This is a genomic window from Anaerofustis sp. LCP19S3_F7, from assembly GCF_052119445.1.
GTDB classification, from domain to species: domain Bacteria; phylum Bacillota; class Clostridia; order Eubacteriales; family Anaerofustaceae; genus Anaerofustis; species Anaerofustis butyriciformans.
On record NZ_JBQKFF010000001.1, the window covers coordinates 225572 to 247882 of the forward strand.

The window sequence follows — 22311 nt, forward strand, 5'->3', positions numbered from 1 at the left end:
CCCTCTATAATTTTTATAGAGGGTTTTATTTAATAAAAGGAGGTTTATATGAATACTAATTATTTAAAACTTTCTGATGAATTACAAAAACAAATAATAAACGACCGAAAAGAAAACAAAATCAATCCCTATGCTTTTAAGGATGAAAATATATTAAGAAGGGATATGAATAAAGATAAAGCAACTATTTGGAGACCTGCATTTGTAAGAGATATAGAAAAGACAATGCATATACCTTACTACAACCGTTATTCAGACAAAACCCAGGTGTTTTCTTTATATAAAAATGACGATATATCAAGAAGAGCTTTTCATGTTCAGCTTGTTTCAAGGATTGCAAGAAATATAGGAAAAGTACTAAACCTAAATATAGATCTTATAGAAGCAATAGCACTTGCACATGATATAGGACATACGCCTTTCGGACATGGAGGAGAAAGAATATTAAGTGAAATATATTACGAAAATACCGGAAGATATTTTAATCATAACGTACATAGTGTAAGAGTACTTGATAAACTATCAAACCAAAACATATCTTTACAGGTTCTTGACGGTGTTCTTTGCCATAACGGAGAACTTGAACAGAAAAAATACAAACCCTGCACACTTAATGGATTTAAAGAATTCGATGAAAAAACAAATAAATGCTACATTGATGAAAAATATATATCATCTCTTCTACCATCAACTTTGGAAGGCTGCGTTGTAAGAGTAAGCGATATTATTGCTTATCTTGGAAAAGACAGGCAAGATGCTCAAAGACTTCATATTCTAGAAGATGAAAGAATTTTTAAGAAAAATAAAATGGGAAATACAAATTCTGAAATTATAAATAATTTATCCGTAAACATAATACAAAATAGTTACGGTAAAAACTATCTTCAAATGGATAAAGAAGTTTATGAAGCACTAAAATGGGGTAAAAAAGAAAACTACGAATTAATATATGAAGACAGTAAAGTAACAAAAGATTACGAAAAAAACATAAAACCAATGTTATTTGGTATTTATAATAAATTTTTAAAAGACCTTAAAAATAAAAACACAAATTCACTTATATATAGACATCATATTAAATACGTAGAAAATTTTAGTAAGTTTAAATATAACGATACAGACCCAAACGATATAGTAGTAGATTTTATAGCAAGTATGACAGACGATTATTTCATAGATTTACATGAATATCTTTTCCCGAAAAGCAAATATAAAGTTAAATATATAGATTATTTTGAATAAAAGCAAGAGGATAAAAACTCTTGCTTTTTATATAATATTTAATATAATTGTAAGATTTATAAATATATATATTTGATATAATATTATAAAGAGGAAAAGATATGAAAAGAGCAATAGTAAAAGAATCCAAATTTGTATTAATATTAGGTATTATATCAGGAATATTTTTTTTTATTATTTCTATTATTTCTTTAATTTCATCAATATTAGATAATGACATTATGACATTTATATTTTGTTTAATTACTTTGGGAAGTTTTTTATTTCTTTCAATTTACTTAGTAATATCATATTTAAGAAGAAAACTTATCTTATATGATAATTATTTTACCTATACAAAAACATTAGGAAAAACAAAAAAATATGAATATAGTGAAATATCATCTGTTCAAATTCTTAATAAAATGGGAGATAAAAAACTAATAATATATAAAAATGATAAAAAAATCGTATCCATAGAAAATAATATGGTAGGATATAAAGATGTAATAAAGTTTTTTAAAGAAAAGAAAATAAAAATAAGTAAATTTGATTCAAAAAAAGACGGTAATATTTTTCAAAAAATAAAAAACAGTTATGAAGACAATAATAAATTTGAAATAGAATATATTAAAAAAAATTTTAAAATAAACCAAATAAAAAAAGAACAACATTTTGTTAAAGTATTTAATATAGTTATAATAATATGCCTAATTATATCTTTTTTTCTTACATCAAAAATAAATATAATAATATCAATTTTAAGCTTAATTATATACTATATACTTTATTTATACTATTATCCTAAAATGGTTAGTGAAATACCTAAAAAAGCAGAATCGTATACAATTCCTTTTCCTTTTATAGGAGTTCTAATATGTATTTTTATGGTTATGTGGCAAAGCGAAACTATAAATGACAATAGTAATATATTGTTTATACATACATTAATTTACTCCATTATTATTCTTATACCTTTTTTAATAACAACAATATTAAAAAAGATTAAAACAATAATATGGAAAAAAATAACTGTTTTTCTGTTTATAGTTGTAATTTCTTTTTGTACAGTATCACCACTAAATTATATACTTACATTTAGCGAACCTACTTATGAACAAGTAACAGTATTAGAAAAATACATGAGTTCATCATCTGATGATGATAGTTATTATTTTACAGTAATATTAAATGGAAAAACACAAGATGTATCAGTAAATGAAGAAATTTATGAAAATACAAAAATAAACGATAAAATAAATATATGTAACAAAGAAAGTATTTTTGGATATAAATATTTTACGGTACAAAAATAAAAGCAGTACATAATGTACTGCTTATTTATTATCATTTTTTATAAGTTCTCTTATTGCTTCAATAGCAACTTTTATAACTTCATTGGTATCATGAACTTGAATATTGCTAAGTCCTGCTTTTTCTCTTTCTTGATTTGCTATTGCAAGGAAACAAGCACCACATCTTACTTTTAAATAACTGGCAACTATAAATAAAGCGGCACTTTCCATTTCACTTGCCTTGCAACCAAGCTTACACCAAGCATCCCACTTTGATAAAAGCTCATCTTTATTTGGAAGAGTTTCGGGTCTATGTTGTCCATAAAAAGAATCTTTGCTTTGAACAACACCGATATGATTTCTTATTTTAAGCTTGTCTGCTGCATTTTTAAGAGCCATAATTATTTCAAAATCAGCAACAGCAGGATACTCAATTGGAGCATATTCCTTTGATGTTCCTTCAAATCTTATTGCACCGCTTGCAATAACCATATCTCCACCTTTTACATCAAGATCCATTCCTCCGCAGGTCCCCACTCTTATAAAAGTATCCGCTCCGCATACCTTTAATTCTTCCATTGCTATTGCCGCAGAAGGACCACCTATACCTGTTGAAGTAACGGAAACTTTTACTCCATCAATCTCTCCTGTATAAGTAACAAATTCTCTTGAATCGGCAATAAGCTTTGGATTATCAAAATACTTTGCTATTTCCTTACATCTTTTAGGATCTCCTGGAAGAAGAACATATTTTCCTACTTCTCCCTTTTTTACACCTATATGGTATTGTTTTCCGCTACCTTCAGCATAATCAATCATATCCATATCCTCTCTTATTAATAATTTTCCAAATAATTAAACATATCATCTATATTATCAGTTACAAAAAATAAATCAAAAACTTTATCATTCATCATATTTTCACCTGACATTTTTTTCATAAATGAAAACATATCGTCAAAAAAATTATTATAGTTAAAAACAGCGATTGGTTTATTTATAATTCCTTTATTTTTAAGTACAAGAACTTCAAAAAATTCATCAAGAGTTCCTATTCCTCCGGAAAGAATAATAAATCCGTCACAATTATTTTCCATATAAAGTTTTCTAACACTCATATTTTCCTTTGAAATTAATGTAGTGCAATCTTTATATACAAATGTTTCCATGTCAGAATCGTCTAAAATTATTCCTATTGTCTTGCCATTATTATCATTTACTTCCTTTGCAAGTCCACCTAAAAGACCGTTTTTCCCACCGCCGAAAATTAAATCATGTCCTCTTTTTGCAAGAGTTTTTCCTATTTGTTTTGAAACTTCTATCATTTCTTTATCTAATTTTTTTGAATAAGAACCGTAAATACATATATTCATGATTATCACCTCTTTTTAATTATATATTATTTATTTAATTTATTTTCATTTATATTAAATTTTTGTAAGAAAATATATTAATAAAATCTAAAATTTTTAAAAATATATTTATTATGTATACTTTTATATTATAATATTAAATCGTGAATATAGAGTGAGAGATTTAACATGGAAAAAAATAATATAAAATACAAAGCATATATTGATATATTAAAAAAAGAGCTGGTTTTAGCAAAAGGATGCACAGAACCCATAGCACTTGCTTACTGCGCTGCAAAAGCAAGAAGTGTTCTTGGACAAATTCCAGATAAAGTTTTGGTAGAAGTAAGCGGAAACATAATAAAAAACTGTAAAAGCGTTGTTGTACCAAATACGGGAGGATTAAAAGGAATAGAGACAGCTGTTGCAATAGGAATAATAGCCGGTAATGAAAAGCTTGAGCTTGAAGTATTAAAAGATATAAGCGAAAAACAAATAACTGACTTTAAGAATTATCTAAAAGAAAATAAAATAGAAATAAAAAAATCAGATAGCAATAATCTTTTAGATATTAAAATAGAAGCTTATAAAGGCGAAGATAAAGCTGTTGTAAGAATTTGCCACAAGCATACAAATATAGTTTATATACAAAAAAATGATGAAATAATACTTGATAAAAATGAAGAAGAAAAAGGTGAAACAAACGCTTTAAGATATGACCTTCTAACAATAGAAGATATTTATGACTTCGCAAAAAGCGTCAATATAAAAGATATAGAAGAAATAATAAAAAGACAAATAGATTTAAACACTGTAATTTCAAAGGATGGGCTTGAAAACAGCTATGGAGCAAATATAGGTTCAACTCTTTTAAAATTATACGGAGATGATATAAGAAACGTTGCTAAAGCAAAAGCAGCGGCAGGAAGTGACGCAAGAATGAATGGAAGCGAATATCCTGTTGTAGTTAATTCAGGAAGCGGAAACCAAGGTTTAACAGTATCAATTCCCGTTATAGAATATGCAAAAAAATTTGATATAGATGATGATACATTATATAGAGCTTTGGTTGTTTCAAATTTATGTGCAATTCATCAAAAATCAAAAATAGGTTATTTATCTGCTTTCTGCGGCGCGGTAAGTGCAGGAGCAGCGGCAGGAGCAGGAATAGCATTTCTAAAAGGCGGAGATTATAAAGACATAGCTCATACAATAGTTAATGCCCTTGCTATAACTTCAGGTATAATATGTGACGGAGCAAAATCTTCATGTGCCGCAAAAATAGCTTTTTCTGTAGAAGCGGGAATTTTAGGTTATGAAATGTACAAAATGGGTGAACAATTCTATGGTGGAGACGGAGTTGTATCAAAAGGAGTAGAACATACAATAGAAAATATAGGTCATCTTGGTAAAGTAGGAATGAAAGAAACAGACAAAGAAATATTATCAATTATGACTTGTTTTGATTAAAAGGAGTAAAATATGAAACATAAACCTAAAGTAGCATTTGTATGCGTACATAATTCATGTAGAAGTCAAATAGCAGAGTGTCTTGGAAAACATATGGCATCAGATACATTTGAAAGTTATTCTGCCGGTACTGAAACAAAACCACAAATAAATCAAGATGCGGTAAGACTTATAAAAAAAAATACGGTATAGATATGGAAGAAACTCAGTATTCAAAACTTATATTTGATATTCCACAAGTTGATATAGTTATAACAATGGGATGTAATGTAAACTGCCCTACTCTACCATACAAACATAGATTTGACTGGGGACTTGATGATCCAAGCGGTAAAAGCGATGAAGAATTTCTATATATAATAAATAAAATTCATCAAAATATACTTACATTAAAAGAAGAAATAAATAAAAATCTTTTATAGGATTTTATTTATATATTTTATGATATTATATTTATATATTAATTTTTTGGAGGAAATAAAATGGAAACAATAGCAAGTTTTATGGTAGACCATAACGTACTTGAACCAGGGATATATTTATCAAGAGAAGACAGAGGAGTTATTACATACGACTTAAGATTTATAAAACCAAACACACCTCCTTTTCTTTCAAATGTAGCACTTCACACAATAGAACATCTTTGTGCAACATACTTAAGGAACTCTTCTTACAGTGATAATATTATTTATTTTGGACCTATGGGATGCAGAACAGGATTTTATCTTTTAACTTTAGGTTTAACACATAAACAAGTAGTGGAAATAGTAAAAGAAACAGTAAATAATTTATGTGAGTATGAGGGAGAAGTACCTGGTAAAAGCGCTGTTGAATGCGGAAATTACAAAGAACTTGATCTTAATGAAGCAAAAATGGAATTAAAGAAATATAGAGAAGTTATAAAAAATTTAACTGAAGATGATATTTACTATAAAAACTAAAAAGACACCAAATGGTGTCTTTTTTATTTATTTCTTCCACAGCATTTTTTATATTTCTTTCCTGAACCACATGGACAAGGATCATTTCTTCCAACCTTATTTTTATTTACAACAGGTTTTTTCTTTGCCGGTTCGTCAGGACTGTTTGTAAACATTTCTTTAGGAGCTTCGTTTACTATTTCTTCAACTTTTTTCATATGGAATAGATATTTTACTGTATCCTCCTTAATTACCTCATTCATTTCTTCAAACATTGCAAAACCTTCTTTTGTATATGCTTGAACAGGATCGATTTGTCCGTAAGCTCTTAAGTTAATACCTTGTTTTAATTGATCCATATTATCGATATGTTCCATCCAATTTGAATCAACTACTTTTAATAATACAAGTCTTTCAAGCTCTCTTAATTCTTCACTTGAAAATTCGTTTTCTTCTTTATATTTATATAATGCATAAACTGCATCACTTATAATATTTTTAAGTTCATCAGTATCCGTTATGCTTTCATCAATATCAATATTTAAATCGAAAGTATTAAATACATTTTCTTTTATCTTATCAAAATCCCAGTTATCATTGTAACTTTCGTTTGTTGTATAAGCATCAACGATATTTTCAATAACATAATCTATCATTTCATGAATTGCACTTGAAACATCTTCGCCTTTTAATACTTTCTTTCTTTGAGTATAAATAACTTCTCTTTGTTTGTTCATTACGTCATCATATTGAAGAACGTATTTTCTTATACCGAAGTTCTTACCTTCGATTTGTTTTTGAGCATTTTCAATTGTCTTTGTAAGCATTTTGCTTTCCAAAGCTTCATCTTCTTCAAGACTTGTTCTGCTTGCAAAGTTTTGTATTCTTTCTCCGCCGAATAATCTCATTAAATCATCTTCAAGAGAAATAAAGAATTGAGAAGAACCAGGATCTCCTTGTCTACCTGCTCTACCACGAAGCTGATTGTCAATTCGTCTACTTTCATGTCTTTCAGTACCTAAGATATGAAGACCGCCAAGTTCTTTTACACCTTCTCCTAAAACAATATCGGTACCTCTACCTGCCATGTTTGTAGATATTGTTACAGCACCCATTTGTCCTGCATTTGCAACAATTTCTGCTTCTTTTTCATGATATTTGGCATTAAGTACGTTATGTTTAATTCCTTCTTTTTTAAGAAGTTTACTTAATCTTTCACTGTCTTCTATTGCAATTGTACCAACCAATACAGGTTGTCCTTTTTCGTGTCTAGTTTTAATTTCTCTTATAATTGCTTTATCTTTACCTTTTTTTGTTGTAAAGATTGCATCTTTCATATCATCCCTTATAAGAGGTTTATTTGTAGGAACAGGATAAACATTCATATTGTATATTTCTTTAAATTCTTCTTCTTCTGTCTTAGCAGTACCTGTCATACCTGCAAGTTTATTAAACATTCTAAAGTAGTTTTGGAATGTTATTGTAGCTAAAGTTACGCTTTCCCTTTCAACTTTAACTCCTTCTTTTGCTTCAATTGCTTGATGTAAACCTTCAGAATATCTTCTTCCTTCCATTATTCTTCCGGTAAATTCATCTACAATTAAAACTTCACCGTCTCTTACAACATAATCTCTATCTTTAAACATTAAAGTGTTTGCTCTTAATGCTTGGTTAAGGTGATGTTGTAATTCCATATTATTTATATCAGAAAGGTTTTCTATATTAAAAGCTCTTTCTGCTTTTGCTATACCGGATTCAGTTAAGTTACAAGTTTTATCTTTTTCATCAACTGCATAATCTTCAGGTTTTAATGTTTTGATAAATGAATTAGCATCATAATATCTTCTTGTACTTTCGTTTCCACTTCCTGAAATAATAAGAGGAGTTCTGGCTTCATCAATAAGGATACTATCAACTTCATCGACTATTGCATAGTTAAGTTCTCTTTGAACAGTATCATCTATTTGTTTAACCATGTTATCTCTTAGGTAATCAAATCCAAATTCGTTGTTTGTTCCATAAGTTATATCAGCATTATAAGCTGCTTTTTTCTCATTAAAATCAAGCCCATGAACAATAAGCCCAACGCTTAACCCAAGGAAATTAAACATCTTACCATTCCACTCACTATCCCTTTTTGCAAGGTAGTCATTAACTGTGACAATATGTACTCCCTTTCCTTCAAGAGCATTCAAGTAAGCAGGAAGTGTAGCCATTAAAGTTTTACCTTCACCTGTTTTCATTTCAGCGATATTTCCTTGATGAAGAATAATACCACCAATTAACTGTACTTTAAAATGTCTAAGTCCTAAAACCCTGTCAGATGCTTCTCTTACTGTAGCAAATGCTTCTACAAGTAAATCATCAAGAGTTTCTCCCTTTTGTAATCTTTCTTTAAATTCATTTGTTTTATTTTGAAGTTCTTCGTCACTTAATGCTTTATACTCATCTGATAAAGCTTCTATTTTATCTGCAATTTTTTCAAGCTTTTTTATTTCTTTATTATCTAACGATTTTGCAACCGCCCCTAGTAATCCCATAATCTTTAATTCCTCTCTATTAAAAAGATTTTCGTAAATTATATTGTATCATAATATATCATGAAATATGTAAAATTTAAGTAATTTTTAATAAATTATGTACTTTATTTTAATGAAAAAATTAATTATTAATTATAGATATTGATAAAAAACTTTTATGTGATATACTGACTTTAAAATGTAAAAAAAACTTATAATATATTATTATCGGAGGATAAAAATGATATTATCAGGAAAAGAAATAGAAAAAAATATAGGTAAAGATATAATAATAGAACCTTTTGATAAAAATAAGTTAAATCCAAACAGTTATAATTTATCTCTTTCTAATGAGCTTTTGGTATACGATAATTATGTATTAGATATGAAAAAAGAAAATAAAGCACATAAAATTATAATACCGGAAGATGGATTAATTCTTGAACCAAATAAACTTTACCTTGGAAGAACAAACGAATTTACAAAAACAGACAGATTTGTTCCAATGCTTGAAGGTCGTTCTTCAACAGGAAGACTAGGACTATTTATTCATGTTACGGCAGGATTTGGTGATGTTGGTTTTTCTGGTTATTGGACTCTTGAAATATTTTGTATTCAACCTATTAAAATATATCCAAACGTTGAGATATGCCAAATATACTACCATGATATAAAAGGAGACTACGAATTATATAAAAGCGGTAAATATCAAAATAACACAGGTATTCAACCAAGCCTTATGTTTAAAGATTTTGAAAATTAAAAAAGGAATACAAAAGTATTCCTTTTTTAATGATAGATTCTTTTTTATTTAATTTTATGTAAATTATCTTTCTATTATATAATATTTTTTAATTTATATTGTTTTTCATTAAAAAATAACTCAATTAAAAAATTAATATTATCTATACTTGAAAGAAAAGATATTATATTATTTTTCATAGTTTCTTTATTTATTTTTTTTATAATATATAAAAATTTTGTATAACATATTTTAAATAAATATAAAATAAGCTCAGGATAAAATTTTAAACAGAAAAAATAAAAATCTAATATTAAATTATCTTCAAAATCATATACATTCATTTTTTAACTCTCTATAACTAATATTTTAATCTTAGTTAGATTATAAATAATAATATATATATGTAATATCTTTAATTAATAAATATTTAGTAAATAGTATGTAAATAAAAAAGAGAATATAATATATTCTCTTTTTTTTTTATAAACTATTAATTTGCTAAAAACATAATTTAAAATTACCACAATAATTTGAGTTATAAATTTTGAATATATTTCATTAAAATTTATAATACTTACAGTATAATGAACAAATCATACTTCAAAAAACATAGTAAAAAGTCTTGCCATTATAAACTTAATAAATTCTAATAATCTTTCAGTAAAACTAAGTCCTTTTGAATGAAATACAAATATAGTATTTGTAATATAAGCAAAAATAAGAGCTATTATTATTGATAAAATATTACTCGTATCAAGATTTATTTTAAATGTATTTAAAAGTATATAAAAACTTATTAAGTTTACTGCTACTGTTAAGCATCCAAAAAATATATATCTTACAATATCATTATAATAAATTTTTTTGATTAAATTTTTCATATTATCTTCCTACAATTTTAATTATAATACATTATTCCAAACTTAACGATATTTATAAATTCATTCATATTAAATATAATCATACATACAAAAAATACTATTAATAATATATTTTTTATTTTTTATAACTTTATCTATTAATTTAAAAATAAGTACTATATATGCCCATGAGAAATATAAAGAGTATAAAATTAATCCATTTTCTGCTGTTCCCCATCCCAAAAGACAAAGTATAAAAAATGAAAATATTAACCATAAGAAGGAAATATTAACAAATTTTTCTTTTCTATTTAATATATAACTAACAATACATAATAATAATATAATTAAATCAAAGATATCAATATAATTTACTTCTATTAATCTATATACAGGAAATTTATTTATTATAAGAATATTTCCTTCAGGAGCAATAAATATAGAGCGTACAAAATATATAAACTGGTATAATTTATATATAAATAAAATTTTTTCACCAGACCATGATATAAATTTTTCAAATTGTATAATTGCACTATAAAATTCTAAAATTTGTCCAGTAATAATCATTATAATTAAAAATGCAATAAAACATTTAAAAATATTATAAAACCAATTTTTTATATTTTTAAACCTACTTATAAAAGAAAATAATATATCTGATGTTAAAAGTGTTCCAACAGCTCCAATATATAAGTAATTTATTTCTATTAATTTATAATACCATACATATATAGTTAAAATTAAATAAAATAATCCTATAATATATTGCTCTGCCACAAAACTAAATAAAATTAAAGGATAACAGCAAAAAGAAAACATAAAAAAATATTTTTTTGATTTTCTTTTATATTTATCATTTTACCTAAAAAAACAAAAGATATTCCTAATAATAATATTTGTATTGTATTAAATATTACATTATAAGAATGTGGTATAAATTTAAAAAATAAAGATATAAATTTTGCTAGTACAGAAAAAGGTAAAGCAAATAAACCAAATAAAGGTTGCCTTAAATCATTTTCTGCCATATCTATATATAAAAAAGCATTATTTTTTACTAAAACTCCGGAATCTAAAGTGTAAATTACATCTACATATTTAAATAAATCTTGATATTTAGGTAAATAAAAAACATTTGTACAATAATATATAATTAATGTAAAAAAAAAAGCCTAATATAACTAAAATAAAAATAAATTTTTTTTCTACTCTAGTTAATTTATTATATTCATTTATTATAAATGGAGAAATTTTTAAACTTAAATAGTATGTTAAAATAATCATACTAAAAATTGATAAAAAACTTATTATATATAATGTGTTTTGAGAACTTAAATTAAATCCTAAATATTTTAACATTAATTTTTTTTAAAATATTATTCCACTATCAGTATATTTAGTTAATAAATTATTACTATACAAAGATAATAAAATTGAAATTATCAAATATCTTATATTTATATTTTTATAAATATTGTTACCTAATATTTTATATTTTATAAATATTCCCGATAAAAAAGATAGAATTACAGTTATCTTTATTAAAAACAATTCATAATTACAACATATTAATAAAGCTAAAAACGGAAGTGAAAATATAAAAATAATATTAAATAAAAAACAAATTTTTTTTCAATACTAAAAAATTTATATATATTCATTATAAAATCCTTTCTTTAATTCAATTTATTAAAATATTTAAAGTATAATAATTTTCTTATAGTATACTTTTCAATAAATTGCCTTATTAAATGTATTACTACACTAAAATTAAAAATAACAAAAACAGTAAATAATATTCTTAAAATTAAATATGGAGAATTTTTAAAAATATTATCCCATAAATAATAATCAAAAATATCATCGTGAAGAATGTATATTCTAATGGTAGTTGATGCCATTTTATTTATTATTTTATTATGATTTATTTTTAAATTTAAAAATAAACCAAAAATGTTAATACTTAAAATTATTATAGGTATACATTTTAATTTCAAATACATATTATTGTTAACATTTTAATAGTTTATAAAAATTTTTTTATAAATTTTTTTATCCTTTTTTATAAAAAAACACAAAATACATAAAAATATATAAAAATTTTTAATATATATTGTGTTTTTTATGTATTTTCAACCTGTTTATAACTCAAAATTTAATTGTTGATAAATTGTTTTTTTTTGCTATAATAAGTAAAAAGACCACTTATCTACATATATTTTGTAAAGTTATTAACAATTTGTTGGTGTTTTATGGATAAGCCTTATTTTTTTCTGCTTTTTTCCTAAAAATACACTTTTTTCGTTCGTTTATATGTTGATAACTCATATGTGTATAATTTGTCAAAAAGAATAAAAAAAATTAGATTGATTTATATATCAATATTATTTTGGAGGTTGTAATGTCTTTTGAACAAGAACTATGGAATAACGCACTAGAATATCTGGAAGATGAACTTTCGGATTTTGTATTCAAAGAATACTTTGAATCATCCATTACACCCCTAGCCTTTGAAGATGATACATTCTATCTTCAAGTACCGGATGAGGGAAATAAAATTTTACTTGAGGGTCAATATGCGGTACTGGTTGAAAACGCATTAAAATACTATACTCAAAGATACATAAAAGTTAAGTTTGTGGTCGCTTCTTCAAACGATATGGTATATACAAAAGAAGAAGCACTAAAAGAAATAGCGGCAACAAAAGAAAATGAAAAAAACGTTGAATATAATATATATAATACTTCATATATTCAGCTTAATCCTAAATATACATTTGATTCCTTTGTTGTAGGTGCAAATAACAGATTTGCTCATGCAGCATCAGTTGCGGTTGCAGATGCTCCTGCAAAGAAATATAATCCTCTTTTTATATATGGAGGAGTTGGACTTGGTAAAACTCACTTAATGCACGCAATAGCACAACATATTTTAAGAAAAGACCCTACAAAAAAGGTAGTACTACTATCAAGCGAACAATTCTTAAATGAGTTTTTAGATGCAATACAAAATAAAACAAACGTACAATTTAGAAATAAATACAGAAACGCAGATGTACTTTTAATAGACGATATACAATTTATTGCCGGAAAAAACGAAACACAAAATGAATTTTTCCATACATTTAATGCACTTCAAGGTTCAAATAAACAAATAGTACTTACATCTGATAAACCACCTAAAGAAATACATAATCTTGAAGACAGACTTCGTTCAAGATTCTCTCTTGGACTTATATGCGACATATCAATGCCTGATTTTGAAACAAGACTTGCAATTTTAAGAAAGAAAGCTAAAGAAGAAAACTATCAGGTAAGTAACGAAATACTTAATTATATAGCAGAAAATATTGAATCTAACATAAGAGAACTTGAAGGCGTACTTTTAAAGGTAATGGCATTAAGCGAATTTTATAATAAACCTTTAACATTAGACCTTGTAAAAAAAGGATTAAAAGATATAATTGATATAAGTGATAAAAAAATATCTCTTGATTTAATAACAAAAGTTGTTTGTGAATATTACAATATAACAAAAGATGATATTTTATCAAAAAGAAGAACAAAAAATATAGCATATCCAAGACAAATATGTATGTACTTATCAAGAGAACTTACTGATAATTCTCTACCTACAATAGGAGAATATTACGGAGGAAGAGATCATTCAACAGTAATACACGGATATGACAAAATAAAAGAAGATTTAAAAACAAACGGAGGACTTCAAGAAGAAATAGATAAGATAACATCAAACATAAAAAACAGTAAATAACAACTTATTAATAGACTTATCCTATAAATATTTTGATTTATTAACATTAAAAAACAGTCAAAAAATGCTTATTAAAAAGGATAAATGAAGTTATCAACATTATCAACACTACTAATACTATTACTTTTTAATAAAAAATAAATATTATATAGATAGGTCCCACTAAACATGAAAGGATGAAAACATGAATATAAAAGTAGACAGAAATGAATTCCTAAAAGCACTTGTAACTGTAAGTAAAGCAACAACACTTAGAAATGTAGGATCTTTAGAAGGAATACTTCTTGAAAGTTATGATGATGTACTTTCTCTATATGCTACAAATAAAGAAATACAAATATCTACAATAATAGATGCAAAAGTGATAAGAGAAGGTAAACTGCTTATTAATTCAAGAATACTAAGTGATATAGTAAGAAGCTTCGATAACGGAGAAGTAGAAATAGATGCAGATGAAAATAACAATATTAAACTTACTTGTTTAAATTCTAAATTTAATATTTCTGCCATGGATTATAGAACTTTCCCAAATAAAGAAGTTTACAATATAAATGACTTTATAAAAATGGATAACGCTACAATAAGAAATATGATTAAAGAAACATCATTTGCTTGTGCAAGTTCTGATTCTGTTTCACCTATTTTAACAGGTATACTTATAGAAAATAATGATGAAGATATTAAATTTGTTGCAATAGACGGCTTCAGAATGGCTATAAGAAGCGAACAGTCAAAGGAAAGATATATGAATAATATAAAATGTGTCGTTCCTGCAAGTACTTTAAATGAGCTTAATAAAATACTTACAAATTATGAAGATGATGTATTCTTAAATATTAATGATAAAAAATTCATAGCAAGCGTTGGAAGAACACAAATTGTTTCAAGTTTATTACAAGGTCAATTTATTGATTATGTAAATCTTCTTCCAAAAGAAAGCAAAACAATTGTTAAAATGAACAGAATGGAATTATTGTCAGCTTGTGAAAGAGCTTCAATCATTTCAGATGAAGGAAGAGCTCATCTTATAACAATGCATTTTAGCGAAAATAATTTACTTCTTACAAGTAAATCTGCTTTTGGTAATGTAGAAGAAAATATTTCTATTAATTTAAGCGGAGAAGATCTTGATATATCTTTCAACAGCAGATATATAATAGATGCTCTTAAAGTTATTGAAGATGAAAAAGTTATACTTGAATTTAATTCTTCAAACAGTCCTTGTTTGATAAAACCGGTAAATTCAAAGAAATATACTTATCTAATAATGCCTGTAAGACTTTCTTAAAAAGAACCTTTTTGGTTCTTTTTTTGTTAAAAGTATTTGAAAAAATATAAAAATATATATGATAAATAGAAATACATAAGGAGAAAGTTATGAAATACAGTATATATTATAATTCTTTAACTGGTAACACAGAATTTATTGCAAATAAAATAAATGAAATATTAAAAGATAAAATTGTTAAATTTGAAAAATATAATGGTGTTTATGAAGACAATAATGAAGATATTGTTTTTGTGGGATTTTGGACAGATAAAGGAAATGCAACCGATGAAATAAAAGAACTTTTAAGTAAGATAAAAGATAAAAAGATAGTTTTATTTGGTACTGCCGGATTTATGAGCAATAAAGAATATTACGATAAGATAATAGATAACGTAAAAAAATTAATAAATGAAAGCTGCGAATATCTTGATTACTTTATATGTCAGGGTAAAATGGGAATGGGAATAAGAAAAAGATATGAGAATATACTTAAAGAAAATCCTGATAATGAAGGAATAAAAGATATGATAAAAAATTTTGATATAGCTCTAAATCATCCAAATGATGAAGATGTTAAAAATTTGGAACAATTTTTAAGTGAGTATAAATAAAAAAAGAATAACATTAGTTATTCTTTTTTTATTTGTTATTTTATAGCTTCTGTTTTATATATAAATTTAACGCTTCCATTCATACCGCCACTAAGTCCTGAAAAATTATCATAACTGTTTGCATTTTCTACTACACTGTGAATTCTTCCTTTTAAACTATCAAGACTTCCAAGTGTACTTACTAATTTTTCTATTCCTTCTTTATCAAAAGTATCCATTCCTTCTTCTAATTCTTTAGAACCTTTTTCAAGGGATGATATTCCTTCAATTAGTTTATCGCTTCCTTGTTTTAATGTTGTAAGTCCGCTGTCTAAATCTTTACTTCCTTGAATTAAAGGATTAATACCTTGATTTATAAATTGATCTACTCCTAAAACTATCTGGTCGCTTCCCTCAGTTTTTAATCTATTACTTGATGAATATAATGTATCAAGACCGCTTTCAACACTTGAAGCACCATTTAAAATAGTACCTTCTTTATTACTAGTTAAGCTGTACTGAATTTGTTTTTGTGCATTTATAGTTTGCGATAAAGTAGACTGCATTGTTTTTAAATTTTCAAGTAAAGGACTGTCAGGCTGAAATTTTTCAAGTTGTTCAATTGTAGTATTTAATCCGCTTAATACTTGTTCATTGTAACTTATTGTTTCACTAAGGCTGTTACCTGCTTTATTTATTCCATTTTTAAGTTTAGTGCTTCCGTTTTTTGTAGCTTCTATACCTGATGATAGTTTTCCTATATTATCAGATAAAAGGCTTGCTCCGTCTTTTAAATCATTAGCACTGACTTTTAGTTGTTCGCTTCCTTTTGCAAGTTGTTTTGCACCGCTGTTTAGTTTATCTATCCCTGTTGTAAGAGTTCCTGATTTATCTATTAAAAGATTAATACCTTCGTTTAATGATTTTGAACCGTTAACAAGTTCTTTTGAAGAACTGCTTAATTTATTTAATGAATTTGTTAAATCCATAATACTGTCAACATCGTCTAAGTTAATGTCTTTATAAACTTCATTTGTTACATAACTCATTGTTCCGTCCATTGTAAAATCTTTTGCATCAAAAGTTATTTCTGCATATGAAGGAATATCAAAACCTCTTACTGAAATAGATTCATCAAGTCCCGGAAAAGCATAACACATTACAACTGTATTTTCTCCTTCATCTACACTTTTTCCGTTTGTAACTTTTATATTACTTATTTTACTTGAATCTAAAATCATTCCTGATACTGCCATAAAAGCATTATTCTCAAATGTTACGTTATCATAATCTATTCTTATTTTTATTTTACCGCTTTTATGTGCAATATCTTTTGCAGATATTTTTTCACCGTTTAAATAATAAGTCATTTTAATATTTACGGGAAGTTTTTTATTTGAAGTTCCTTGATATGTTATATCTTTTCCTTGTGAATTCCATACTACTTCTGAAAATTTTTTATCAAAAGTTTCATTTCCTTTTAAATTTTCAATATCATTTAAGTTTGTTTTATCTTCTATTTTTTCTCCTTTTTTACCGCCTTTTAATGTTACGCTTACGATTTCTTTATTAACGTTTCCGTTGGCATCTGATATAACATAAACGCTTTCTTCTTTACTTACGTTTGAATCTTTTGCAAATACGCTTGGAGTACAAATTGATAAAGCAAATAAAGATGATAATATTAAAGATAATACTTTCTTTTTATTTTTCATTTTTTATTCTCCTTCTTTTACGTTAAATTTATAAGTTATTTTTATTATTAATTTATCGAATATCATAAGTGCACTAGGAAGCATTAGTATTACTACAAACATACTTATTATTGCGCCTCTTGATAAAAGAGTACAAATTGAACTTATCATATCTATTTTTGAATATAAAGAAACTCCCAGAGTTGATAAGAAAAATCCTAAAGCACTTACGATAATTGAGCTTGTTGAAGTTTTTAAAGCTAATAATACCGCATCTTTTTTTGCCATTCCTTTTTCTCTTTCTTCTTTATATCTTGTAGTCATTAATATTGCATAATCAACAGTTGCTCCAAGTTGTATGGTTCCTATTACTATTGATGCAACAAAAGGAATTGTAGTGTTGGTGTAGAAGGATAGTCCCATATTTATAAATATTGCAAATTCGATTATTGTTACCAAAATTACCGGTATTGAAATTGATTTGAATACTATAAGTATTATTAAGAATACTGCGGTTATTGATATATAATTTACAACTTTAAAATCATGGTCTGTAACATCAATAAGATCTTTTGTACAAGGAGCTTCACCTATAACCATTGAATTTTTATCATATGATTTTGTTAAATTTTGTATTTTTGTTATTTGATTATTTACTTCATCTGATGCTGTTTTATAGTTAGAATTAATAATCATTAGTTTATAGTTATCGCTTTCAATTTGATCTTTTAATTCATTTGGTATTATTTCATCAGGCATTGATGGATCAATGATTGTATCCATTGATAAAACATCTTTTACTCCATCAATATTTTCTATTTTTTTTGTTAGCTCATAACTTTCTTTTCTTGAAATATCTTTATCAAGAAGAACCATATGAGTTGAACCTATATTAAATGTTTTTTCTATTTCGTTATTTGCTTTTATACTTTCACATGTTTGAGGTAATGTATCGTATAAGTTATAGTAAACTTTTGTATTGTTGTATCCGTATATTGAAGGTATCAATATTACTAAGAATAGAATTGCAAATACTTTATAATTTTTTATGACAAAATTACTAAGCTTATCAAAACTTGGCATAAAGTTTCTATGTTTAAATTTATTAATAGATTTTTCAAAAGTAAGTATTAGTGATGGAAGAATAGTTACACAAGATATTATTCCTATTACAACTCCTTTTGCCATTACTATTCCAAGATTAAGTCCTAAAGTAAATGTCATAAAACAGAGTGATAAAAATCCTGCTATTGTAGTTATTGAACTTCCTACTATAGATGTAAAAGTATTTGTTATTGCATGAGCCATAGCTTCGTTTTTATCTTGGTAGTGAGTAAGTTCTTCTTGGTATCTGTGATATAAAAATATAGAGTAGTCCATTGTAACAGCTAGCTGTAAAACAGCAGTAAGAGCTTTGGTTATAAAAGATATATCATCAAAGAAGAAGTTACTTCCAAGGTTGTATATTATTGAAATACCTATACTAAGTAAGAAAAATATAGGTATCATAAAAGAATCCATTGAAAAACCTAAAATTAATCCAGTAAGTATAGCGGCAATTATTACATATACAACCGTTTCATGATTAATAAGATTTTTTATATCTGTTACTACAGAAGACATTCCGCTTACAAAACATTCTTCGTTTGAAATATCTCTTATATCTTCAACCGCCTGCATAGTTTCGTCTGAACCCATTGATGTATCATAAAATATAGCCATTAAAGTTTCATCTTTATTGTTAAAAGTGCTATAAATATTATCCGGCAGTATTTCTTTTGGTACGGATAAATCCAAGATATCGTCATACCATATTACTGAGTCAACATGGTTTACTTTTTCTATTTTTTCTTTTAAATTTTCAACTTGTTTATTATCCATTCCTTTTACTATATACATGGAAAATCCACCTTTACCGAATTCATCCATAAGTACATCTTGACCTTTCATCGTTTCCAAATCTTTTGGAAGATAAGAAAGGATATCATAATTTATTTTTGTGTTTATAAACCCTATAACAGAAGGTATTAAAAGTAAAACAGCAATTAATAAAATAAGAATTCTATGTTTTACTATTTTTTGTGATATTTTATTCATTAGCTCTCCTCCTTTTATAATAAAAATGACTATTAGTCATTTTTATTATATGGGATTATAATACAAAAATGACCAATAGTCAATATTATTTATATAAAAAAATGACTATTAGTCATTTTTTTATAATTTAATCAATTGACAAAATATTTTTAATGTGCTACTTTTTTATTAAAGGAGAGATTATTATGAGTATTATTGAAGATAAGAAAAGAAAAAAATTGGATAATCTTCTTGATTGTGCTTTTATTTTATTTACTACAAAAGGAATAGAAAATACATCTGTATCCGATATAACAAAAAAGGCAAAGGTTGCAAAAGGGACTTTTTATTTATACTTTAAAAATAAATATGAGATTAAAGATATACTTATATATAATAAATCAAATGAAATTTTTAATATGGCTAAAAGAGCCCTCGATAAAGAAAATATAAAATCATTTCATGAAAAAGTTTTGTTTTTTGTAGATTATATAGTTGATACATTAAATAATAATCCTGTAATATTAAGTTTTATATCGAAAAATTTAAGCTGGGGCGTTTTTAAAAAAGTAATAATAGAAAATAGTGAAGATAGTAAGTTTAAAACATATTTTGATGAGATGATAAAAAATTCAGGTTATGAATTTGATAATTATGAATTTATGTTTTATACAATATTAGAACTCGTTAATTCAACATGTCATAATGTAATTTTATATGGTGAACCTGTACACCTTGATGTATTAAAAAAATATTTATATAAAGATATACGTTCTATAATAGATAATCATATAATTAAAAAAGACCTTTAGGGTCTTTTTTATATAGATAAGTTGTTGACTACTTATTTAAAAACATATATAATTTAAAATAAGTTTTTTTATTTGGAATATCAAATAAAAGTAAAGATCAAACGAGGTAATATATGAATAAAAATAAAGATGTAGTTATTAAACTCGAACACATTAATAAGAAATTTGGAGAAAAAGAAGCATTAAAAGACGTTACTTTTAATGTAAAAAAAGGAGAAATTCTCGGTTTTCTTGGACCATCAGGTGCAGGTAAAACAACTTTAATAAAAATTCTTACAGGACAAATAACATCAGATCTTGGTATAGCTGAAGTATTTGGAAAAGAATGTATAAAGCTTCAAAATGAAGATTATGAAAAAATAGGTATGGTTCTTGATGACAGCGGTGTATACGAAAGACTTACTTGTTTTGATAATATACTTCTTTTTGCTGATATTTATGGTATGTCAAGACAAGATGTTCATGATATTTTTGATAAAGTAGATCTTGCTGATGATAAATGGGAAAAAGCAGGAAATCTATCAAAAGGTATGAGACAAAGACTTGTAATTGCAAGAGCTATTCTTCATCAACCAGAACTTTTATTCTTAGATGAACCAACAAGCGGTCTTGACCCTTTAACTTCTCAAAAAATACATAATTTATTATTTGAACTTAAAGAAAAAGGAACAACAATATTTTTAACTACACATAATATGGAAGAAGCAACTAAACTTTGCGACCATGTTGCACTTCTTAATGAAGGGGTTATTGTTGAATACGGAGTTCCCGATGAACTTTGCAGAAAATATAATGATAAAAACGAAGTTAAAATGTTATTAAAATCAGGCGAAGAAGTTATTTATCAAAATAATAGTGAATTTGCAGATAAAATAGCTAATCACTTTAGAAATAATGAAGTTGTTTCAATTCATTCATCAGAACCAACTTTAGAAACTGTATTTATTTCACTTACGGGAAGGAAGTTAATATAATGAAAAAAGCAAAAAGTAATAATTCATTTAGAAAAATAAAAGCTATATTTAAGAAAGAAATAAAAGATGCTTTTAAAAGTAATAGAATAGTATTTCTTTTCTTACTTTTCCCTGTATTTGCATATGTTATATCAATGGCTATGAAAGGGAATACAGGAACAAATCCTTTGGTATTTTTAATGATGCATGTTTCTATGATACCTTTAATGGTTACAGCAGCTTTAATTGCCGAAGAAAAAGATAAAAATACTTTAAGAGTTTTAATTTTATCAAACATAAGACCTATGCAATATTTATTAGGTGTTGGAAGTTTTGTTTTTATAATTAATATGATAACATCTTGTTTATTTTTACCACTACTTCACTTAGATCCTGTTTTTATACCTAAGTTTTTACTTGTAATTGCTATTGGTATTTTATGTTCGACAATACTTGGAGCTATTGTTGGTGTTTTAGTTAAGAGTGGGGCAAATATTGCAGGAGCAACTCTTCCTGTTTCATTAATATTTGCATTTATTCCTTTATTGGCAGCAGGTTCATCAAATCCTATTATAACTGCTATAGCTTCATTTTTATACAGTGGAGAACTTATGATTATATTATTTGATATAGCAAATAACTTTACTTTTTCAGGTGTATCTATAATGTTGGTTAACGTAGTTGTTTTACTTACAATATTTACATTTGTATATAATCAAAAGAAATTATCAGACTAAAAAACAGCACTTTTAAGTG

General features: G+C 25.6%; 18 protein-coding genes and 1 pseudogene. 12 read left to right on the forward strand and 7 right to left on the reverse strand.

Translation table 11 applies throughout. The features are described 5' to 3' along the window. The first annotated feature begins 48 nt into the window (after nt 1–48). Both ACTQYZ_RS01140 and ACTQYZ_RS01145 read left to right on the forward strand, forming a co-directional pair. A complete protein-coding gene (locus tag ACTQYZ_RS01140; RefSeq protein WP_441415849.1) occupies nt 49–1242 on the forward strand; it encodes a deoxyguanosinetriphosphate triphosphohydrolase family protein in 1194 nt (397 codons plus the stop codon). Between the two features lie 101 nt (nt 1243–1343). After that, nucleotides 1344–2537, forward strand: a complete 1194-nt coding sequence (locus tag ACTQYZ_RS01145; protein WP_441415850.1) for a hypothetical protein — start codon at nt 1344–1346, stop codon at nt 2535–2537. A gap of 21 nt (nt 2538–2558) precedes the next feature. On the opposite strand, the gene udp is transcribed toward ACTQYZ_RS01145, so the two are convergent. Next, a complete protein-coding gene (udp, locus tag ACTQYZ_RS01150) occupies nt 2559–3332 on the reverse strand; it encodes a uridine phosphorylase (RefSeq protein WP_441021414.1) in 774 nt (257 codons plus the stop codon). Nucleotides 3333–3352: 20 nt separating this feature from the next. Further along, nucleotides 3353–3889 carry a TIGR00730 family Rossman fold protein gene (locus ACTQYZ_RS01155; protein ID WP_441415851.1) on the reverse strand — a complete coding sequence of 179 codons (537 nt, stop codon included), beginning with the start codon at nt 3887–3889 and terminating at the stop codon, nt 3353–3355. 168 nt (nt 3890–4057) lie between these two features. Here ACTQYZ_RS01155 and ACTQYZ_RS01160 point away from each other — a divergent pair, with 168 nt between their 5' ends. The 3 genes and pseudogenes from ACTQYZ_RS01160 to ACTQYZ_RS01170 all read left to right on the forward strand — a co-directional run bounded on the left by ACTQYZ_RS01160 (nt 4058) and on the right by ACTQYZ_RS01170 (nt 6279). Beyond that, nucleotides 4058–5338 (forward strand): L-cysteine desulfidase family protein, encoded by a 1281-nt coding sequence (locus tag ACTQYZ_RS01160; RefSeq protein ID WP_441415852.1) that lies wholly within the window; start codon nt 4058–4060, stop codon nt 5336–5338. A 12-nt stretch (nt 5339–5350) separates the two neighbouring features. Next, a pseudogene (locus ACTQYZ_RS01165) lies at nt 5351–5760 on the forward strand (arsenate reductase ArsC). A 60-nt stretch (nt 5761–5820) separates the two neighbouring features. Beyond that, a complete protein-coding gene (locus ACTQYZ_RS01170) occupies nt 5821–6279 on the forward strand; it encodes an S-ribosylhomocysteine lyase (RefSeq protein ID WP_441415853.1) in 459 nt (152 codons plus the stop codon). 23 nt (nt 6280–6302) lie between these two features. Here ACTQYZ_RS01170 and secA read toward each other — a convergent pair whose 3' ends face one another. Beyond that, on the reverse strand, nt 6303–8798 hold the full coding sequence (secA, locus tag ACTQYZ_RS01175) for a preprotein translocase subunit SecA (protein ID WP_441021157.1): 2496 nt from the start codon (nt 8796–8798) through the stop codon (nt 6303–6305). Nucleotides 8799–9018: 220 nt separating this feature from the next. Between secA and dcd the strand changes: the two genes are divergently transcribed. After that, complete coding sequence (gene dcd, locus ACTQYZ_RS01180) at nt 9019–9540, forward strand: dCTP deaminase (protein WP_441021156.1); 522 nt, start codon at nt 9019–9021, stop codon at nt 9538–9540. Nucleotides 9541–10115: 575 nt separating this feature from the next. Here dcd and ACTQYZ_RS01185 read toward each other — a convergent pair. Then, nucleotides 10116–10403 (reverse strand): GtrA family protein, encoded by a 288-nt coding sequence (locus ACTQYZ_RS01185; protein ID WP_441415854.1) that lies wholly within the window; start codon nt 10401–10403, stop codon nt 10116–10118. A gap of 773 nt (nt 10404–11176) precedes the next feature. Next, nucleotides 11177–11413: a hypothetical protein gene (locus tag ACTQYZ_RS01190; RefSeq protein WP_441415855.1), complete on the reverse strand. Its 237-nt coding sequence runs from the start codon at nt 11411–11413 to the stop codon at nt 11177–11179. 1373 nt (nt 11414–12786) lie between these two features. On the opposite strand from ACTQYZ_RS01190, the gene dnaA reads away from it, so the two are divergent. The 3 genes from dnaA (at nt 12787) to bilS (ending at nt 16041) form a co-directional block, all read left to right on the forward strand. Continuing rightward, entirely contained in the window at nt 12787–14160 is a 1374-nt protein-coding gene (gene dnaA, locus ACTQYZ_RS01195) for a chromosomal replication initiator protein DnaA (RefSeq protein ID WP_441021150.1), read from the forward strand. A 184-nt stretch (nt 14161–14344) separates the two neighbouring features. Continuing rightward, nucleotides 14345–15448, forward strand: a complete 1104-nt coding sequence (dnaN, locus tag ACTQYZ_RS01200; RefSeq protein WP_138269669.1) for a DNA polymerase III subunit beta — start codon at nt 14345–14347, stop codon at nt 15446–15448. An 89-nt stretch (nt 15449–15537) separates the two neighbouring features. After that, entirely contained in the window at nt 15538–16041 is a 504-nt protein-coding gene (gene bilS, locus ACTQYZ_RS01205) for a flavodoxin family protein BilS (protein WP_441021148.1), read from the forward strand. Nucleotides 16042–16076: 35 nt separating this feature from the next. Here the strand turns inward: bilS and ACTQYZ_RS01210 are convergent, their stop codons facing one another. Further along, on the reverse strand, nt 16077–17735 hold the full coding sequence (locus ACTQYZ_RS01210) for a hypothetical protein (protein ID WP_441021146.1): 1659 nt from the start codon (nt 17733–17735) through the stop codon (nt 16077–16079). A gap of 3 nt (nt 17736–17738) precedes the next feature. Then, nucleotides 17739–19811, reverse strand: coding sequence for an efflux RND transporter permease subunit (locus tag ACTQYZ_RS01215; protein ID WP_441415856.1), 2073 nt, complete (start codon nt 19809–19811; stop codon nt 17739–17741). Between the two features lie 185 nt (nt 19812–19996). Here ACTQYZ_RS01215 and ACTQYZ_RS01220 point away from each other — a divergent pair, with 185 nt between their 5' ends. The 3 genes from ACTQYZ_RS01220 to ACTQYZ_RS01230 all read left to right on the forward strand — a co-directional run bounded on the left by ACTQYZ_RS01220 (nt 19997) and on the right by ACTQYZ_RS01230 (nt 22292). After that, entirely contained in the window at nt 19997–20602 is a 606-nt protein-coding gene (locus ACTQYZ_RS01220) for a TetR/AcrR family transcriptional regulator (protein WP_441021142.1), read from the forward strand. Nucleotides 20603–20715: 113 nt separating this feature from the next. Continuing rightward, nucleotides 20716–21576 carry an ABC transporter ATP-binding protein gene (locus tag ACTQYZ_RS01225; protein ID WP_441415857.1) on the forward strand — a complete coding sequence of 287 codons (861 nt, stop codon included), beginning with the start codon at nt 20716–20718 and terminating at the stop codon, nt 21574–21576. Continuing rightward, nucleotides 21576–22292, forward strand: coding sequence for an ABC transporter permease (locus ACTQYZ_RS01230; protein WP_441415858.1), 717 nt, complete (start codon nt 21576–21578; stop codon nt 22290–22292). The genes ACTQYZ_RS01225 and ACTQYZ_RS01230 overlap by 1 nt, the downstream gene beginning before the upstream one ends. The last annotated feature ends 19 nt before the right edge of the window (nt 22293–22311 follow it).

Coding starts and splice junctions, on each gene's coding strand:
- ACTQYZ_RS01140 (WP_441415849.1), top strand. CDS start 49: ATGAATACTAATTATTTAAAACTTTCTGATGAATTACAAAAACAAATA.
- ACTQYZ_RS01145 (WP_441415850.1), top strand. CDS start 1,344: ATGAAAAGAGCAATAGTAAAAGAATCCAAATTTGTATTAATATTAGGT.
- ACTQYZ_RS01155 (WP_441415851.1), bottom strand. CDS start 3,889: ATGAATATATGTATTTACGGTTCTTATTCAAAAAAATTAGATAAAGAA.
- ACTQYZ_RS01160 (WP_441415852.1), top strand. CDS start 4,058: ATGGAAAAAAATAATATAAAATACAAAGCATATATTGATATATTAAAA.
- ACTQYZ_RS01170 (WP_441415853.1), top strand. CDS start 5,821: ATGGAAACAATAGCAAGTTTTATGGTAGACCATAACGTACTTGAACCA.
- secA (WP_441021157.1), bottom strand. CDS start 8,798: ATGGGATTACTAGGGGCGGTTGCAAAATCGTTAGATAATAAAGAAATA.
- dcd (WP_441021156.1), top strand. CDS start 9,019: ATGATATTATCAGGAAAAGAAATAGAAAAAAATATAGGTAAAGATATA.
- ACTQYZ_RS01185 (WP_441415854.1), bottom strand. CDS start 10,403: ATGAAAAATTTAATCAAAAAAATTTATTATAATGATATTGTAAGATAT.
- ACTQYZ_RS01190 (WP_441415855.1), bottom strand. CDS start 11,413: ATGGCAGAAAATGATTTAAGGCAACCTTTATTTGGTTTATTTGCTTTA.
- dnaA (WP_441021150.1), top strand. CDS start 12,787: ATGTCTTTTGAACAAGAACTATGGAATAACGCACTAGAATATCTGGAA.
- dnaN (WP_138269669.1), top strand. CDS start 14,345: ATGAATATAAAAGTAGACAGAAATGAATTCCTAAAAGCACTTGTAACT.
- bilS (WP_441021148.1), top strand. CDS start 15,538: ATGAAATACAGTATATATTATAATTCTTTAACTGGTAACACAGAATTT.
- ACTQYZ_RS01210 (WP_441021146.1), bottom strand. CDS start 17,735: ATGAAAAATAAAAAGAAAGTATTATCTTTAATATTATCATCTTTATTT.
- ACTQYZ_RS01215 (WP_441415856.1), bottom strand. CDS start 19,811: ATGAATAAAATATCACAAAAAATAGTAAAACATAGAATTCTTATTTTA.
- ACTQYZ_RS01220 (WP_441021142.1), top strand. CDS start 19,997: ATGAGTATTATTGAAGATAAGAAAAGAAAAAAATTGGATAATCTTCTT.
- ACTQYZ_RS01225 (WP_441415857.1), top strand. CDS start 20,716: ATGAATAAAAATAAAGATGTAGTTATTAAACTCGAACACATTAATAAG.
- ACTQYZ_RS01230 (WP_441415858.1), top strand. CDS start 21,576: ATGAAAAAAGCAAAAAGTAATAATTCATTTAGAAAAATAAAAGCTATA.